16 protein-coding genes are annotated in these 16,719 nt (G+C 64.7%); 7 read left to right on the top strand and 9 right to left on the bottom strand.

Annotation, left to right across the window (positions count from 1 at the left end; all coding sequences use genetic code 11):
• Positions 1-35 precede the first annotated feature (35 nt).
• From GL300_RS22100 to GL300_RS22060, 9 genes are all read right to left on the bottom strand, one after another.
• A complete protein-coding gene (locus GL300_RS22100; RefSeq protein WP_155041849.1) occupies positions 36-1,958 on the bottom strand; it encodes a bifunctional 5-dehydro-2-deoxygluconokinase/5-dehydro-2-deoxyphosphogluconate aldolase in 1,923 nt (640 codons plus the stop codon).
• Between the two features lie 8 nt (positions 1,959-1,966).
• A complete protein-coding gene (locus tag GL300_RS22095) occupies positions 1,967-3,079 on the bottom strand; it encodes a Gfo/Idh/MocA family protein (protein ID WP_155041848.1) in 1,113 nt (370 codons plus the stop codon).
• Entirely contained in the window at positions 3,076-3,861 is a 786-nt protein-coding gene (locus GL300_RS22090) for a TIM barrel protein (RefSeq protein ID WP_246195342.1), read from the bottom strand. The genes GL300_RS22095 and GL300_RS22090 overlap by 4 nt, the downstream gene beginning before the upstream one ends.
• Positions 3,862-3,882: 21 nt before the next feature.
• A complete protein-coding gene (locus tag GL300_RS22085) occupies positions 3,883-4,893 on the bottom strand; it encodes a Gfo/Idh/MocA family protein (protein ID WP_155041846.1) in 1,011 nt (336 codons plus the stop codon).
• 10 nt (positions 4,894-4,903) lie between these two features.
• Positions 4,904-5,803, bottom strand: coding sequence for a sugar phosphate isomerase/epimerase family protein (locus GL300_RS22080; RefSeq protein WP_155041845.1), 900 nt, complete (start codon positions 5,801-5,803; stop codon positions 4,904-4,906).
• Positions 5,804-5,909: 106 nt separating this feature from the next.
• Entirely contained in the window at positions 5,910-6,929 is a 1,020-nt protein-coding gene (locus tag GL300_RS22075) for an ABC transporter permease (RefSeq protein ID WP_155041844.1), read from the bottom strand.
• A 15-nt stretch (positions 6,930-6,944) separates the two neighbouring features.
• A complete protein-coding gene (locus GL300_RS22070) occupies positions 6,945-8,483 on the bottom strand; it encodes a sugar ABC transporter ATP-binding protein (RefSeq protein WP_155041843.1) in 1,539 nt (512 codons plus the stop codon).
• 54 nt (positions 8,484-8,537) lie between these two features.
• Positions 8,538-9,482, bottom strand: coding sequence for a sugar ABC transporter substrate-binding protein (locus GL300_RS22065; RefSeq protein WP_155041842.1), 945 nt, complete (start codon positions 9,480-9,482; stop codon positions 8,538-8,540).
• Between the two features lie 221 nt (positions 9,483-9,703).
• Complete coding sequence (locus GL300_RS22060) at positions 9,704-10,732, bottom strand: LacI family DNA-binding transcriptional regulator (RefSeq protein ID WP_155041841.1); 1,029 nt, start codon at positions 10,730-10,732, stop codon at positions 9,704-9,706.
• Between the two features lie 195 nt (positions 10,733-10,927).
• Here GL300_RS22060 and GL300_RS22055 point away from each other — a divergent pair, with 195 nt between their 5' ends.
• The 7 genes from GL300_RS22055 to GL300_RS22025 all read left to right on the top strand — a co-directional run.
• Positions 10,928-11,986, top strand: coding sequence for a type III polyketide synthase (locus GL300_RS22055; RefSeq protein WP_155041840.1), 1,059 nt, complete (start codon positions 10,928-10,930; stop codon positions 11,984-11,986).
• Complete coding sequence (locus GL300_RS22050) at positions 11,987-12,472, top strand: isoprenylcysteine carboxyl methyltransferase family protein (protein WP_343043169.1); 486 nt, start codon at positions 11,987-11,989, stop codon at positions 12,470-12,472.
• A 107-nt stretch (positions 12,473-12,579) separates the two neighbouring features.
• Positions 12,580-13,596: a zinc-dependent alcohol dehydrogenase family protein gene (locus GL300_RS22045; RefSeq protein WP_155041839.1), complete on the top strand. Its 1,017-nt coding sequence runs from the start codon at positions 12,580-12,582 to the stop codon at positions 13,594-13,596.
• Between the two features lie 20 nt (positions 13,597-13,616).
• Complete coding sequence (locus GL300_RS22040; protein WP_155041838.1) at positions 13,617-14,021, top strand: (R)-mandelonitrile lyase; 405 nt, start codon at positions 13,617-13,619, stop codon at positions 14,019-14,021.
• Positions 14,022-14,034: 13 nt separating this feature from the next.
• Complete coding sequence (locus tag GL300_RS22035) at positions 14,035-15,477, top strand: MFS transporter (protein WP_155041837.1); 1,443 nt, start codon at positions 14,035-14,037, stop codon at positions 15,475-15,477.
• 42 nt (positions 15,478-15,519) lie between these two features.
• Complete coding sequence (locus tag GL300_RS22030) at positions 15,520-16,413, top strand: LysR family transcriptional regulator (RefSeq protein ID WP_155041836.1); 894 nt, start codon at positions 15,520-15,522, stop codon at positions 16,411-16,413.
• Positions 16,414-16,567: 154 nt separating this feature from the next.
• On the top strand, positions 16,568-16,719 hold a 152-nt coding region (locus GL300_RS22025), incomplete at its 3' end, for a cytochrome ubiquinol oxidase subunit I (protein ID WP_211595236.1).

Genomic DNA, 16,719 nt, shown 5'->3' with positions numbered 1-16,719 from the left:
GAGGGGCAGAGCCCCTTCCCCTTGATCCGACCCGCTCATGCCGCCACCTGCGCCGCAGCGCGCGCCCGGTCCCAGATGCCGCAAAGCCGGGCAAAACGCTGGGCCATCTCGGTCACGGCGGCCTCATCCGCGATCTCGCCCGCGAACCAGCGCCGCGCCACCTCGCCAAAAATCGTCCGCCCGACGGCAAAGCCCCGGACCAGATCGAAGCCCGCCGCGACCTCGAAACTGGCGGCCAGCTCGGCCTCGGGCGCATCCAGCCCCAGCACCACGATCCCGCGGGTATGGGGGTCGTTCTCCTCGATCGCGGCAATGGCATTGGCCCATCCGGCCCGCGTCCGCATCGGCTCCAGCTTCCACCAATCGGGCCAGATCCCCGCCGCATAGAACTGCCGGATCAGGGTGGCGCTGGTCATGTCATCGACCGGCCCGACCTTCGACGGAATGATTTCCAGCAGGAATTCCAGATCGTTGCGGCGCGCGGCGGTGAACAGGCGCTTGACCTCGGCCTCTTGAGCGGCGCGCGTCGGGGCATCGTCGTCAGGGTGGCAGAAGCACAGCACCTTGACCACGTTCTCGCGTGCCCATTCGCCCAAGGCCCCGCAATCCGGGCCCAGCTCCGGCTCTAGCCGCAAGGGACGCGAGCCGGGATCCTCGCAAGGCCGCCCGATCCACAACCCCGAGCCCGAGGCCCGGTGTAGTGCCCGCCGCCCGATCCGATTGTCGCACAGAATGCCATGACCGGGCTGCCCGTCCGCGACGTTCATCGCGGCTTGCAGACAAAGCTCCTTGAAGGCACCGCCCTTTTCCAGCGTATAGCCCGGCATTTGCTCAAGCTGCATTCGGTGGTCAAAGGCAAAGACCCGCATCTGCGACCAATCCCCGCCGACACGCCGATGGCGATTGGTCGACCAGTGGATCTGCTCCAGAGCCTCGTCATTTCTCAGGTCAGGCCGGATCACGCCGCGCTTCAGGAAGAACTCCAGCTCCGCCAGCGACGGATAGGCCGGGGTGCAGCCATGGCGGCTGACCGCAAAAGCCCCGCAGGCATTGGCATATTCCAAGGCCTTGGGCCAGCTTTCGCCGTCCAGCCAGCCCTTCATCAGCCCCGAAAAGAAGCCATCCCCCGCGCCCAACACGTTGAAGACCTCGATCGGGAAACCGGGGCCGCTTTCGCCCGCGTCCAGACTGTCGGGGATGTCTCCGGCAAAGGCCACCGCGCCCTTGGCGCCGCGTTTGCAGACCAGCGTCGCCGCGCTGACGGCGCGGACGGCGCGCAGGGCGGCGATGGTGTCGCTTGTGCCGCCGGCGATGTGGAATTCCTCCTCGGTGCCGACGATCAGGTCGAACAGATGCAGCGTCGATTGCAGCTTTTGCGTGACCCGCGCGCTTTCGACAAAGCGGCTTTCGCCCGCGCCATGCCCCGCCACGCCCCACAGGTTCGGGCGATAATCGATGTCCAGCGCCGTCTTCGCGCCATGCTTGCGGGCAAGGGTCAGGGCCTTCAGCACCGCAGCCTCAGTCCGCGGGTTCGACAGATGGGTGCCGGTCGCCAACACGCTGCGGGTCTGGGCGATCAGGGCTTCGTCAATGTCATCCTCGCAAAGCGCCATATCGGCGCAATTCTCGCGATAGAAGATCAGCGGAAACTGGTCCTCGTCGCGGATGCCCAGGATGACCAGCGCGGTCAGGCGCTCGGGGTCGGTGATGACGCCGCGCGTATCCACCCCCTCGCGGGCCAGCTGCTCGCGGATGAAGCGGCCCATATGCTCGTCACCGACGCGGGTGATCAGGCCCGATTTCAGCCCCAGCCGCGCGGTCCCGCAGGCGATATTCGTGGGCGAGCCGCCGATATATTTGCGAAAGCTGCCCATATCCTCCAGCCGCCCGCCGATCTGCGCGCCGTAAAGATCGACGCCCGCGCGCCCGATGGTGATCACATCAAGGGTCTTGGTCATCTTGTTCCTCACAATTGCACCGGGCGACCGTTCGAGGCCGCCATGGCATGGATGACGCGCTCGATCTGCAGCCCGGCCGCGAAATCGGGACCGCAGGGCGGCCCCCCGGCTATGGCCGAGACCAGATCGCGCGCCTCGATCACCTTCTGTTCGTTGAAGCCGAAATTATGGCCCGGCGCGGGGCAGAAGGCGGCGAAATCGGGCTGATCCGGGCCGGTAAGGTGGCGGGTGAACCCGGCCTCTCCGGTCCGGTGGACCCAAAGCTGGTTCATGTTTTCCTGATCGAAGACGATGGTCCCATCCGCGCCATGAACCTCCCATTGAAGCCGGCATTTTCGGCCGCTCGCGACGCGCGAGGTCGCAAAAGAGCCCTGCGCGCCGCTGGAAAACCGCAGCAGTGCCAGCGCAGAATCCTCATTCTCGACCGGCTTTGCCCCCTCGGGCGAGGGGCGTGTCGGGATCGAGATCTGGGTCTGCGCCGTCACCTCGGCCACTGGTCCCATCAGCGCGACCATCTGGCTGACCAGATGGCAGCCCAGATCGCCAAGTGCACCCAATCCCCCCTCGGCATGGGTCATCCGCCACGACCAAGGCAGGTCGGGGTCAGCGGAATAATCCTCGTCATAGACACCGCGAAAGGCATGGGGCTGGCCGATTGCGCCGGATTGCACCAGCCCGACCGCCGCCTGAAACGCGGGCGAGCGCAGGTAGTTATAGCCAAGGATCGTGACCTGCCCCGGATGCTCTGCAGCCAGATCGGCCATGGACTGTGCATCCGCCAGCGTCAGTGCCATCGGCTTTTCCAGCCAGACATGCTTGCCCGCCCGCAAGGCCGCCTCGGCCATGGGTCGGTGCATGCCGTTCGGCGTGGTGATCGAGACCACATCCACCTCCGGATCACTGACCGCCGCTTGCCAGTCGGCTGTCGCACGGGCAAAGCCGAATTGCGCGGCATAGGCGCTGGCGCGATCCTCGGGCATGTCGCACAGCACCTCCAGCCGGGGATGCGCGGCGCCGAAGGTGGCGGCGACCGTGCGCCATGCCATGGCGTGGCATTTGCCCATGAAGCCAGTGCCGATCAGCGCGACGCCAAGGGATTTCTGGGGCATCGCGCGGCTCATGCGGGCTGCTCCAGTTGCGCGCGGATGCCCGCCATGCTGTCAGCCAAGGCCGATTGCGGGTCGGGCAGGGCATGCACCTCGGGCGCGAAGGGCTCGAAGCTGAACGGCCCCTCATAGCCGCCTGCCAGAAGCGCGCGGATCTGTGCGACATTCTCCAGCCGGTCGGAGCCGTCGACCAGCACGCGATGCGGGTCCAGCATCTCGGCCACCGAAACCGTCGGATCGGTCACGCCCGAGATATGCACAAGGCCGGTCCGGCGCGGATAGAATTGGGTTTCCCCGGCAAGGTGGTGGTGGAAGGTGTCATGGACCAGCCGGAAGGTGCCGTCATCGCCGGTTTCCGTGATCGCGGCGATGGCCTCGGCCTTGGTCCGAAGCGAGCTGATCGGAAAGCCCAGCGGCTCGACAAGCCCGGTCAGCCCGCGCGATTTCAGGATGGGTTTCAACGCATCCAGCGCCGCGACCACCTGCGAATGAGGAACCTTGCGGCCGTCATTCAGCGGGCACATGACCAGCGCCTTGGCCCCGCAGGCGGCGGCGTAATCGGCCATGGCCAAGGCCCGGTCGGGCAGGTCGCCCGACCACAGGTTGAACGGATAAAGCGCGTTGATCGAGATGATCGTGACCCCGGCCGCATCCGCCGCCGCCTTGACCTCGGCAGGGCTTCGCGTGCCGACCACATCGGGCAGGTCGTTGCGGATCTCGACCTCGGTCGCGCCGAGCGCGCGCGCCATGGCGAAGAATTCCTCAAGGGAAAGTTTCGGCGCGGCGATATGGTTCATGGCGAAACGCATAAGCTGACCTCAGGCGTAAAGGGCGGGACGGGTGGGCAGGGTGATCGGCACGGATTGCCCCTCGACCTCTTGCGCCGCGACGCAGGCATCCGAGGTGACGGCGGCCATGTAGCCATCCCATGAGGTCGGACCGCTGGCCGTGCCTTGGGCTGCCGCCTTCAGGAAATCCTGCAACTCGACATCGTAGGAGGCGACGAAACGGTCCTTCCAGTCGGTGAGGATGTCGTTTTGCAGTTTCGCATCCAACCGCATCCGGATCGAGACCGGCTCGGGCAGTTTCGCGATCCCGTCCTCGCCCACGACCTCGCATTGGATATCGTAGCCGTAATGGCAGTTCACGAAGACCTCGGTGTTGATGACCGTGCCCTTGGCGGTGGTCAGGGTCACGATCTGCGGATCGCGCAGCTTGGCATGGGTCCGCGCGCAGGAACGCGGGAAGGTCACGCGGGCCGAGACATAGTCGTCATCCAGCAGCCAGCGGAACACGTCGATTTCATGGATCAGGGTGTCGTGGATGGCCATGGGGGTGACATAGGCTTCCGGCACGGTTGGGTTCCGATGCGCGGCATGGACCATGATCGGCGCGCCGATGCGTGTGTCCACGACCTTTTTCAGCGCGACATAGCCTTCGTCATAGCGACGCATGAAGCCGACCTGCACCAGACGTTTGCCATGCGCCACCTCGGCATCAACGATGCGTTTCGCACCATCTGCCGTGGTCGCGAGCGGTTTTTCGCAGAAGCAGGGCTTGCCGGCGGCGATGGCGGCCAGCACGTATTCCTCATGCGTAGTGCCCCAGCTGGTCACCAGAACCGCATCGACATCGGGGGCGGCGATCAGCTCTTGCCCGGTGGCGTAGACTGTGGCGTCGGGGGCGATGTCGGCGCGGACCGCCTCGGCCGAGGCGCGGTTCACGTCGCTCAGCGCGACGATCGTGCCGCCCGACAGGACATGCTGGATGCGGCGGGCGTGATCGCGGCCGATGGCTCCGGTGCCGATGACACCAATTCTGACAGTCATGTTCTGGGCCTCATTTCCAATATTGATCGATGTATTTTTGCATTTCGGCCCGCATGAAGCGGCCGGACTGGTCTGCCTTGTCTTCCCAGGCGAAGACGCAGGCGGTCATGATCCCGTCAAAGCCGATCTCGGCCAGCGTCCCGAAGAAATCATCCCAAGGCACTTCGCCCTGACCGATATTCAGATGCTGGTGAACGCGGGCCTGCGTGCCGGGCGGGTTCAGGATGTAGCGCAGGCCCGAACTGGCCTTGTGGTTGAAGGTGTCGCCGACATGGACATGGGCCAGAACGTTGGCCGCCTCGCGCAGCATGGCGCGGGTGTCGTCGCCGAAATAGAAAGTATGGGGCGCGCAATAGAGGAACTTCACCCGCGGGCTGTTCACGGTGCGGATGATGTCGAGCGCGGGTTGCAGCGTCTCGCACCAATCCTCGGGGTGCGGCTCGACATGCAGGTTGATCCCCTCGCGCTCAAGGATCGGGACCAGTTCTTCCATGCTGCGCCACCAGGCATCCTCGCAGGTCTCGATCATGCTGCCGGTATGGCAGCAGTAGCAGGAGCCCTTGTCGGGATGCGGGCCGCGGCCGAATTCGCTGTTCATGGTGTCGACGCCCAGTTCGACGGCGATTTCGATGGCGCGTTTCCAGTGCTTCACCGCCGCTTGGCGTTCGACTTCATCGTTGCTGGCCCAGCGATACATCGGAAGCAGGCTGGCAATGCCGACGCCTTCGTCCTTCAGCGCCTTTTTCAAAGACTTGATGCGGTCGGGAAAGACACGGGGGGCCTTGAACCATTCAAGGAAATCGCCGCGCGGGGAAAGCTCGATCCAGTCATAGCCCAACTCGCGGACCTTGGCCGGGATCTGCTCCAGCGGCAGATGGCGGTGCATGAAAGGGTCAATCGCGATGCGCATGAGGGGGCCTTTCAGAGAAAGAAAAAAGCGGGCGGGGTCAGCTTTCGGCAGGGAGGAGCACCCCGCCCGCAGGGGGAGGAACGACGAAGGCTAGAGAAGGTCTGGGTCAGCTGGTCTTGCGGCGCTTGCGCTGGCGGTGGACATCGGCCACCACGGCGGCGACGATAATCACGCCCTTGATCATTTCCTGATAATAGGCGTCCAGCCGCAGGAAGGTGAAACCCGAGATGATGACACCAAAGATGATCATCCCGATCGCCGTCCCAAGGACCGAGCCGCGCCCGCCATTCAGCGACACGCCGCCGATCACGGCCATGGCGATGGCGTCAAGCTCATAGGCCAAGCCCATCCCGGCCTGCGCGGTCTGACCGCGCGCCGCCACCACCATCCCGGCCAAGGCGGCCAGCATCGCGGCGATGACATAGACCTTGACCAGGTGCTGTTCGACATTGATGCCGGACACGCGGGCGGCCTGAGCATTCGCGCCGATGGCATAGGTGAACTTGCCGTAGCGGGTGTATTTCATCGCGATATGGAACACGAGGGCGACCAGGATGAAGATCACCACCGGCATCATGCCCTTGCCAAGCGCCGCGAAGCCCTCGGTCGGGAAGCTGACCGGCTGGCCCTTGGTGTACCACTTGGCAAAGCCGCGGACGGTGACCATCGTGCCCAAGGTGGCGATGAAGGGCGGGATCTTGGTATAGGCGATCAGCCAGCCGTTGATGAAGCCGACCAGCGCGCCAAAGGACAGCCCGACCAGCAGCGGCACGATCATCGGCAGATCGGTCAGCGCCGGATAGACGGCGCGGGCATAGCTGGAGACCTGCGCCACCGACATCGCGACCATTGCCACCGCGCCCACGACGGACCCCGACGACAGGTCGATCCCGCCCGAGATGATGACCTGCGTCACCCCCACTGCGATGATGCCGATGACCGAGACCTGCAGGATCATGATCTTGAGCCGGTTCAATGAGAACAGGAAGCTCTGCCCCTGAAAGATCCAGCCAAGGATTTCGAAGACCAGCGCGATGCCCACAAGGACCATCAGGATGTTGACCTCGGCTGGCAGACGTCTTTGGCCCGCGGCGCTCGCATTGGCAGGGATGGTTTGGGTATTCATCGGGTTCCCCCCTTTTTACCTGGCAGCCAGTTCCATGACCCGGACCTGATCCGCCTCGGCGCGATCAAGGAAGCCCGAGACATGGCCTTCGTGCATGACCATGATCCGGTCGGACATGCCCAGAACCTCGGGCAGTTCGGACGAGATCATCAGGACGGCGACGCCCTGTCCGGCAAGCTGCGTGATCAGGCGGTGGATTTCGGATTTCGCGCCGACATCGATGCCGCGCGTCGGCTCATCTAGGATCAGGATGCGCGGCCGGGTCAGCAGCCAGCGCGCGATCAGAAGTTTCTGTTGGTTGCCCCCGGACAGGTTCTCGACCGTCTCGTTCAGGTTCGGCGTCTTGACCCGCAGCTTGGCTGCCATATCCTCAGCCAGCTTCGTCACCGTTTTCTGGTCGATGAAGCCCGCCTTGACATGGTCGCGGGTGATCAGGGCCGACTGGATGTTTTCCAGACAGTTGAGAACCAGAAAGCAGCCGGTTTCCTTGCGATCCTCGGTCAGGAAGGCAAGGCCATGTTCCATGGCGGCCTTGGGACTGCTGATCTGGACCGCCTTGCCGTCGATCAGAATTTCGCCCGAGGCGGCGGGATGCACGCCAAAGATCGCCTCGGCCACGTTTGAGCGTTTCGAGCCGACCAGCCCGGCCAGCCCAAGGATCTCGCCCTTGCGCAATTGAAAGCTGATATCGTCGAAGACGCCGGGCAGGGTCAGGTTCCTGACCTCCAGCACGACATCACCGATGGGGCAGTCCACTTTCGGGAACATGTCGGTGATCTCGCGTCCGACCATCATGCGGATGATGTCGTCGCGGGTCACATCGCTGGCATTATGCGTGCCGACATATTTGCCATCGCGGAAAACGGTGAATTCATCCGCGATCTCGAAAAGCTCGCTCATCTTGTGGGTGATGTAGACGATGCCGACGCCCTGTTGGCGCAGGTCGCGGATGATCGCGAACAGATGCGCCACTTCGGATTCGGTGATGGCGCTGGTTGGCTCATCCATGATCAGCACGTCGGAATTGTGGCTGACCGCCTTGGCGATCTCGACCATCTGCTTTTGCGCGACGGTCAGGTCGGCGACCTGCGCCAAGGGGTTCAGCCGGATGTTCAGCCGGTCGAACAATTCCTGCGTCATCGCCGCCATCCGGGCATGGTCGATCAGGCCAAAGCGGGTCTTCGGCTCGCGCCGGATCCAGATGTTTTCGGCGACCGTCATCGGATTCATCAGCAGCAGTTCCTGATGGATCATCGAGATGCCCTGCTCCAGCGCATCCAGCGGCGATTTCAGCGTCACCGGCTGGCCGCGCAGAAGAATTTCACCGGCATCGGGCTGATAGATGCCCGCAATGATCTTCATCAACGTGGACTTGCCTGCGCCATTCTCGCCCATTAGGGCATGAACGCTGCCGGGGCGGATCTTCAGCTGCACATCATCCAGCGCCACCACGCCGGGAAATTCCTTGCGGATGCCGCGGATCGACAGCACGCCGTCCTCGGCGATGTTCTGCTTCACGCGGTCGATGGCGCGCCGGGTTGTCGCACTGATCATCCTGCATTCTCCTGTTCGCTGGGGCAGGGGGCGTGCCCCCTGCCGCCCTGCATGTCAGTTCTTTTGCTGGTACGAGGCGAGGTTCGCGGGCGTGACCAGTTCGAAGGGCACGAAGTTGCTTTTCTCGATGGCCTCGCCCTTGGCGAGCTTCAGCGCCGCGTCGACCGCGCCCTGACCCTGACCGGCCGCGTTCTGGAACACGGTCACGTCCAGATCGCCCGCCGCCATGGCCGCCAGCGCGTCCTGCGTCGCATCGACCCCGGCCACGATCACGTCCTTCATGTCGCGCCCCGAGCCTTTCAGCGCCTGAATTGCCCCGATCGCCATTTCGTCGTTGTTGGACACCACCGCGTCGAATTCGAGGCCCGCGGTGATCCAGTTGGTCATCAGGTCGGCGCCCTGGGTGCGCGACCAGTTCGCGGTTTGCTCCTCGACGATGGTCATGAAGCTGCAATCGGGCGTCGCGATGACGTCCTTGATGTCCTGCGTGCGCTGGCGGGCGGCCTGGTTCGACAGTTCGCCCATCAGGACGACGATCTTGGCCTCGGTCTTGCCGGCTTCCTTCAGCAGGCGGCAGACTTCCTGCGTTTCCAGCGTACCGGATTCGCGTTCGTCCGAGGCGACGAAGGCCTGCTTCTCGGGCAGGGCGTCCAGGTTCACCGGCTGACGGTTGACATAGACCAGCGGGATGCCCGCCGCCGCCGCCGCGTCCGACATGGCGACCGTGGCGTCGGTATCGACCGGGTTCACGATGATCGCGTCGACGCCCGAGGCCACGAAGTTCTGGATCTGGTTCAGCTGCTTGCCGACGTCGTTCTGCGCGTCCTCGATCTGCAGCGTCACACCGTCCTTGGTCTTGGCATAATCGCTCATGCCATTGCGCAAGACGGTCAGGAAGTTGTCATCGAACAGCGCCATCGACACACCGATATTTTCGGCATGGGCGACGGAACCCATCAGCGTCGATGTCAGGGCACTGGCAATCAGGATTTTCTTCATTCTCGTTCCTCCCCTCAGGGCGTCCGGCGCGCCCGTTTCGCAGGAGGGATCGGACGCCCGTGGCGCCTTGCTCCTCCCAACCGGTCAGCTATGGGGTGGCGCTCTCCTCAGCTGACCACCCGAGGCAAGTCTTCGGTCAGAGCGCGATTCCGGTCAACAGTGCTGAGAGGGGTTCCCGCATCATCCGTGATAGAAAATAATCACGAAATGATGTAAAACCATCAGATACTTTCAGGCGTCCACAGTGTCGGAACAACGAAGCGCTGGCCGGGATTTTCGGCCATGCCATTTTCGATCGTGTGGATGATGGTGGTCATCAGGTCGGCGCAAAGTTCCCGCAGCGGTGTCTGGAAAACGCCGGTGATGCGACGCTCCAGCAGGGCCTGACGGGATTCGGGCGTCATCTCATGGACAAGGCAAGAAATGCGCTCGGCGGCGTTGCCTTCGCGCAGCGCGGCTATGGCCCCCTCCATCCCGCCGCCCGCGCAATAGACCCCGACCAGATCGGGATGACGGGACATGACGCCCAACAGGGCCTCTTGTGTCAGCTGCCGGGCCTCAAGATTGACGATGGCGTCCAGCACCTCGAATTCGGGGGCATATTCGCGGATATAGGCACGGAACCCGGCCTCGCGCAGCGCATGGCCGTGATAGCGATGGCCGCCGACGAACAGCGCCATCTTGCCGGGCTGCGGCGCGATGCGCGACAATAGCCAGGCGGCGGTTCGGCCTACCTTCATGTTATTGGTGCCAAAATAGCCTTCACGCTCGCCTTGGGCGAAGTCCGACAGCAGCGAAAAGGTCGGGATGCCGCGCGCCCGCAGCGTGGATACGGCGTTGGTCACGTCGTGATGATCCAACCCGGTCGCGGCGACGGCATGGACCTTGCCTGCGGTCTGCAGCAGCAGTTGCGCGACCTCGGCAGGTTCTGAGGATTGCGCGAAACTGACCGAGACGCGCAGGCGTCGGTCATGCACCTCGGCTGCGGCCTGCGTCAGATTGGCGGCAAAGCTTTGGTAAAAGGCGTGGCGTTCCTTTTGCAGCACGATGCCCACGCGATATTCCGGCATGTCGGCCAGCAGCCGCTGCCGGATCGCGTTGGCGCCATGATAGCCGATGCGTTCGGCCGCCTCCGACACCTTGCGCGCGGTTTCGTCCCGCACGGGCAATCGGCCGTTCAGCACCCGGTCGACGGTTGCGGTGCTGACGCCGGCGGCGTGCGCGAGGTCATGGATCGTTGGTCGCTTCATGATCGATTCTGAAAAGATTGCATCCTGATGACATCATCAATGATATGAACCATCATCGCAATCACGAAGGGGCTTGTGACAAAATGGCGATGCGATCCTCACCCATGATCAAATCTACAGCACCAGAGTCACGACCTGTCGGGTTCGGGCGTTATGCTTGGTTGTCCCACGCAGCAGGTCACCGGAGCAGCCGACATGCTTGACGTCCAATCCCGAACGGCGGTGCGTCTTTTGTCGCTGGCCAGCGCCTTGCCGCCCAATATCCTGCCGCAGCCCGAGGTGATCGCGGAATCCCGTCGCCTGCTTAGCCCGCGTTTCGCGCAATTCGACCGGCTGGCCACGGCCTTTGAGAATGCCGGGATCGACAAGCGCCATTCGGTGGTGCCAATCGATTGGTTCCGCGACCAGCATGGATGGGTTGAGCGCACCCGCGCCTATGTCGAGGGGGCGACCGATCTGCATGTCGAGGTGACGGGCATGGCGCTGACTCGGGCGGGGCTGCGCGCGGATCAGGTCGATGTCATCGTCACCATTTCCTCGACCGGGGTGATGACGCCGACGCTTGAGGCGGTGGTGGCCGAACGGCTGGGCTTTCGCAACGATGTCATGCGCGTTCCGGTTTTCGGGCTGGGCTGCGCGGGCGGGGTCTCGGGCCTTGCGATTGCGCGGGATCTGGCCGCCGCACGACCGGGGGCGGCGGTGCTGCTGGTCTCGGTCGAGGCGTGTACCGTCCTTTTCCGCATGGACCGGCTGACCAAGGCCGACATCATCGCCACCGCCATTTTCGGTGACGGGGCCGCCGCCGCCATCCTTCGCGCCGGTGATGCCCGTGACGATGCCCAACCCGAAATCGGCGCCGGGCTGCAGCATATGTGGCCCGACACGCTGGACATCATGGGCTGGACGATCGAAGAAAGCGGACTCGGCGTGGTCTTTGACCGCTCGATCCCGGTCTTCGCCGAGGCCGAGCTGCGTGCCGCCTTGGACGGCTTGCTGCCGGATCGCAAGATCGACCGCTATGTCTGCCATCCGGGCGGAGCCAAAGTGATCGTGGCGCTGGAAACCGCGCTGGATCTGGATGAGGGCACATTGGACGCGGAACGCCGCGTGCTGGCACAGGCCGGCAACATGTCCTCGCCCACGGTGCTGTTCGTGCTGGAGGAGGTGCTGCGTTCCGGCCAGCGCGGCGATCTGCTGGCGTTGGCGCTTGGACCGGGCTTCACGCTGTCGGCCATTCCGATCCGGGTGGCCTGAGTGCACCCGGGCGCGCTGGCCTTCATCCTGTTCCTGATCCTGCAACGCCTGACCGAGCTGGCGATTGCGCGGCGAAATACCCGACGATTGCTGGCCCGCGGCGCGGTCGAGCATGGCGTGGGACATTACCCGCTGATTGTCCTGCTGCATGTGTGTTGGCTGCTGGCGATTGCGGTGCTGGGCCGCAACAATCCGGTGCATCTGCCGTGGCTGGCGCTGTTCGCCCTGCTGCAACTGGCCCGGATCTGGGTGCTGGTCAGCCTTGGCCCGCGCTGGACCACCCGCATCATCGTTCTGGATGCGCCGCTGGTGAAGCGCGGTCCCTATCGCCTGATCCGCCACCCGAATTACGCCGTCGTCGTGGCCGAGATCTTTGTCGCGCCGATGGTGCTGGGCCTGTGGCAGGTGGCACTGCTGTTCACCGTTCTGAACGCCGCGGTGCTGGCGATCCGCATCCGGTCCGAAAGCCGGGCACTGGGGCGCTAGGGTTCCGGTCCATTCATATTACCAGTTCATAACCCCATGCGGGATTAAGTGTCTAATCCTGCGCGTGTCAGGGTGTATGTTGGCGCCATCACGAAAGGAGGTGCCAGATGCTGGCGACCATGCTTTACGGACCGGGCGACCTGCGCTTTGAGGAAGTGCCCGAACCCCGGATCGAGAAACCGACAGATGCGATCATCCGGCTGGCGGCGTCCTGTGTCTGCGGCTCGGACCTGTGGCCGTTCCGCGGCTTGCAGGATGTGAAGGCGCCTCAGGCCATGGGCCATGAATATTGCGGCGTGGTGGTCGAGGTGGGCAGCGCCGTCACCAGCGTCCGGCCCGGTCAGTTCGTTGTCGGCTCGTTCTGCATCTCGGACAATACCTGCCCGCATTGCCGTTTCGGCTTCCAGTCCTCGTGCGAGAATATCGAGTTCATGAAGGGCGCTCAGGCCCCGCTGGCACGGGTGCCTCTGGCTGACGGGACCTTGGTCGCCACGCCGGACATCCCGTCCGAGGATCTGATCCCCGGACTTCTGGCGGCATCGGACGTGCTGGGCACGGGCTGGTATGCGGCGGATGCGGCGCAGGTGCAGCCCGGTGCGACGGTTGCCGTGGTGGGTGACGGCGCGGTCGGGCTGATGGCGGTTCTGGCCGCCCGGCAGATGGGTGCCGCCCGCATCATCGCGATGAGCCGCCACAAATCGCGGCAGGATCTGGCGCTGGAATTCGGCGCGACCGATATCGTCACCGAACGCGGCGAGGATGGCATTGCCCGGATCAAAGAGATGACCGGCAATGTCGGCGCGGATTGCGTGCTGGAATGCGTCGGAACCGAACAATCGATGCAGCAGGCGATCTATGCGGCGCGGCCCGGCGGCCATATCGGCTATGTCGGGGTGCCCCATGGCGTGACCTTTGACGGGGCGAAGCTGTTCTTTGCGCAGCGCAGCATGTTGGGAGGCCCCGCACCGGTGCGCCGCTTCCTGCCCGATCTGATCGACCTTGTCCTGTCGCGCAAGATCGATCCCGGCAAGGTCTTCGATCTTGAGCTTCCACTGTCCGATGTGGCCGAGGGCTACCGCGCCATGGATGAGCGCCGCGCCATCAAGTCCTTGCTGCGGGTCTGATATATCGAAAGGAATTGATCATGGAAATCAAGCGCAACGGCACATCGCCTTCGGTGCGTGGCCCGGCGGAATGGTTCACCGGGAATGTCCGCATCGACACGCCCTTCGCGGCGACGGCCCCGGCGCGGGCGGGCGGGGCCATCGTCACCTTTGAGCCGGGCGCGCGCACGGCATGGCACACGCATCCTTTGGGACAGATGCTGATCGTGACGGCAGGCCTTGGCCTTGCACAACGCGAGGGCGGCCCGATCGAGGAGATCCGCCCCGGCGACACCATCTGGTTCGCCCCCGGCGAAAGGCACTGGCATGGCGCGTCGCCCGATGTCGCAATGACCCATGTGGCGATTGCCGAGGCGCAGGACGGGCGCGTGGTCGATTGGCTGGAACACGTCAGCGACGCCGAATATCCCGCGAAACGGGGCTGAAAAGGATCTGAACATGGCAAGCGCAACCTTGCCCGACCCGACCGGCCTTGCCGGGGCGGGAGGGCGGTCCGATGCCGCACGCGCAGTGCTGATCGTCGTGCTGGCCAGCTATCTGATGATCCTGCTGGACACCTCGATCGTGATTACCGGCCTGCCGGATATCCGCGATGGCTTGGGCTTTTCGCCCGCGGGCCTCAGTTGGGTGCAAAACAGCTATACGCTGGCCTTTGGCGGTTTCCTGATGCTGGGGGCGCGCGCGGGCGATCTGCTGGGCCGCCGTCGGGTCTATCTGGCCGGGGTGGCGCTGTTCACGCTGGCCTCGGCGGGCGTCGGGCTGGCACCGAGCCCGTCGGCCCTGCTTGCGGCCCGCGCCGTGCAGGGCATTGGCGCGGCGATCCTTGCGCCGACGACGCTGGCGCTGCTGTCGACCCATTTCGCCGAGGGCGAGCCGCGCAACCGCGCCCTGTCGCAATACGCGGCGACGGCGGGCATCGGTGCAAGCCTTGGGCTGGTGCTGGGCGGCATCTTTGCGGGTTGGCTGTCATGGCGGGTGGGTTTTCTGATGAACGTGCCGGTGGGGGTGGCGCTGTATCTGGCCGCCGCGCGCCTGCTGGAGGAAAGCCCGGTCTCGGGCGGTCGCGTGGATATTGCCGGGGCGCTCAGCTCTACGCTGGGCATGGCGGCATTGGTCTATGGCATCGTGCGTTCCGCCGACAGCGGCTGGCGGAACGCGCTGACCCTTGCCAGCGTGGCGGTCGGCGTGGTGCTGATCGCGGGCTTCCTGATCCTTCAGGCCCGCAGTGCGCAGCCCTTGTTGCCCCTGCGGCTGCTGGCAGATCGGGGACGTGCCGGGGCTTATGCGGCGCGGGCGCTGTTTCTGGGCGCGATGGTCAGCTTCTTCTTTTTCAGCACGCAGTTGATGCAGGGCGTGCTGCATATGACGCCGGTGCAGGCCGGTTTCGGCTTTCTGCCGATGACAGTGGTGACCTTCGCGGCCTCGCTGATGCTGCCGCGCCTGTTGCGGCGTTTCGGCAGCGGTCCGGTTCTGGCGGCGGCCTTTGCCTGCGCGGCACTCGGGCTGCTCTGGCTGGCGCAGGCCGGGGCGGGGACGGGCTATGCAACCGCGGTGGCACTGCCGATGCTGCGGATCGGGCTGGGCAATGGCACGGCGCTTGCGCCGCTGACCGTGGCCGGGGTGCGAGGGGTTGCGGCGCGGGATGCGGGCGCGGCCTCGGGTCTGGTCAACGTGGCGCATCAACTGGGCGGCACGTTGGGGCTGGCGCTGATGGTCACGGTCTTTGCCTCGGCGATGCGGGGTGCGCCTGTCTCGGACGCGGCCCTGGCGCATGGCATCGGGGCCGGGCTTTACGGTGCTGCGATCTTGCAGGTGCTGGGTCTGATGGTCACGCTGGTTTTCGTGATCCCTGCCGAAAAGACAGCGATTGATTCAGCGTGATCTGGTATAAGTTGCGTTATGAACATGACGGATGGTTCATGAATGAAGCGCGATGAACTGGGCGATCTGGTCGCTTTCCTTGCCGTTTATGAGGAGCGCAGCTTTACCCGCGCGGCGGCGCGGCTGGGAACTTCGCAATCGGCGCTGAGCCATACCGTCAAGCGGCTCGAGAGCCGTCTGGCCCTGCGGCTGCTGTCCCGCACCACGCGCAATGTCGCGCCGACCGAGGCGGGCGAGAAGCTGGCCGAGGCGCTGCGCCCGGCGCTGGACGATATCGAGGCGCGGCTGGGCAGTCTGGCCGCGCTGCGCGAGCGCCCGGCGGGCAATATCCGCATCACCTCCAGCCGTGATGCCGCGCGGCAGATCCTGTTTCCGAAGGTCTGCGAGCTGATGCGGGAACATCCCGACATCAATGTCGAGATCGCCGTCGACCATCGCTTCACCGATATCGTCGCCGAACGCTTCGACGCGGGGGTGCGGCTGGGCGAAAGCGTCGAAAAGGACATGATCGCCCTGCGGATCGGCCCCGATATGCGGATGCTGGTCGTGGGCTCGCCCGCGTTTCTGGCCGCGCATGGTCGCCCCGGAACACCCGCCGACCTGACCCGGCAGAATTGCATCAACCTGCGCCTTGCCACGCTGGGCGGGCTTTACGCATGGGAACTGGGCCGCGACGACCGGGCGATGAACGTCAAGGTCGCCGGGCAGTTCACCTGCAACGACCCCGAAATGATCATCGAGGCGGCGCTGGCCGGGCTGGGCCTGTGCTGCCTGCCTGATCAGCATCTGAAACCATGGATCGACAGCGGCGAACTGGTCCCGGTGCTTGAGGACTGGTGCCCCAGCTTTCCGGGCTATCACCTGTACTACCCCTCGCGGCTGCAGGCCTCGCCCGCCTTTGCGCTGCTGCTGGCCAAGCTGCGCTGGCGGGGCTAGCGCGGTCAAGCCGATAGGCGGAACGGCCCGGATGCGCTAAGCTGCTGAAATTGGAAGGACCACGGACCGGATCGGGCCCCCGATCATCGGAAATCTGGAGGCCAGACATGCGCGACATCCCCAGCCATCGCCCCCAGCGACAGGAGCGCGTCGGATGTTTACGCTGAGTGCGTTGGAGCTGGCGCGAGTTCAGTTTGGTTTCACGGTGTCGTTTCACATTGTGTTCCCGGCGATCACGATTGGTCTGGCGAGCTATCTGGCGGTGCTTGAGGGGTTGTGGCTGTGGACGCGGGACCGGGCCTATCT

The sequence above is a fragment of the Paracoccus litorisediminis genome, assembly GCF_009711205.1.
Taxonomy (GTDB): Bacteria; Pseudomonadota; Alphaproteobacteria; order Rhodobacterales; family Rhodobacteraceae; genus Paracoccus; species Paracoccus litorisediminis.
This window is presented reverse-complemented; position numbering and strand designations above follow the sequence as displayed.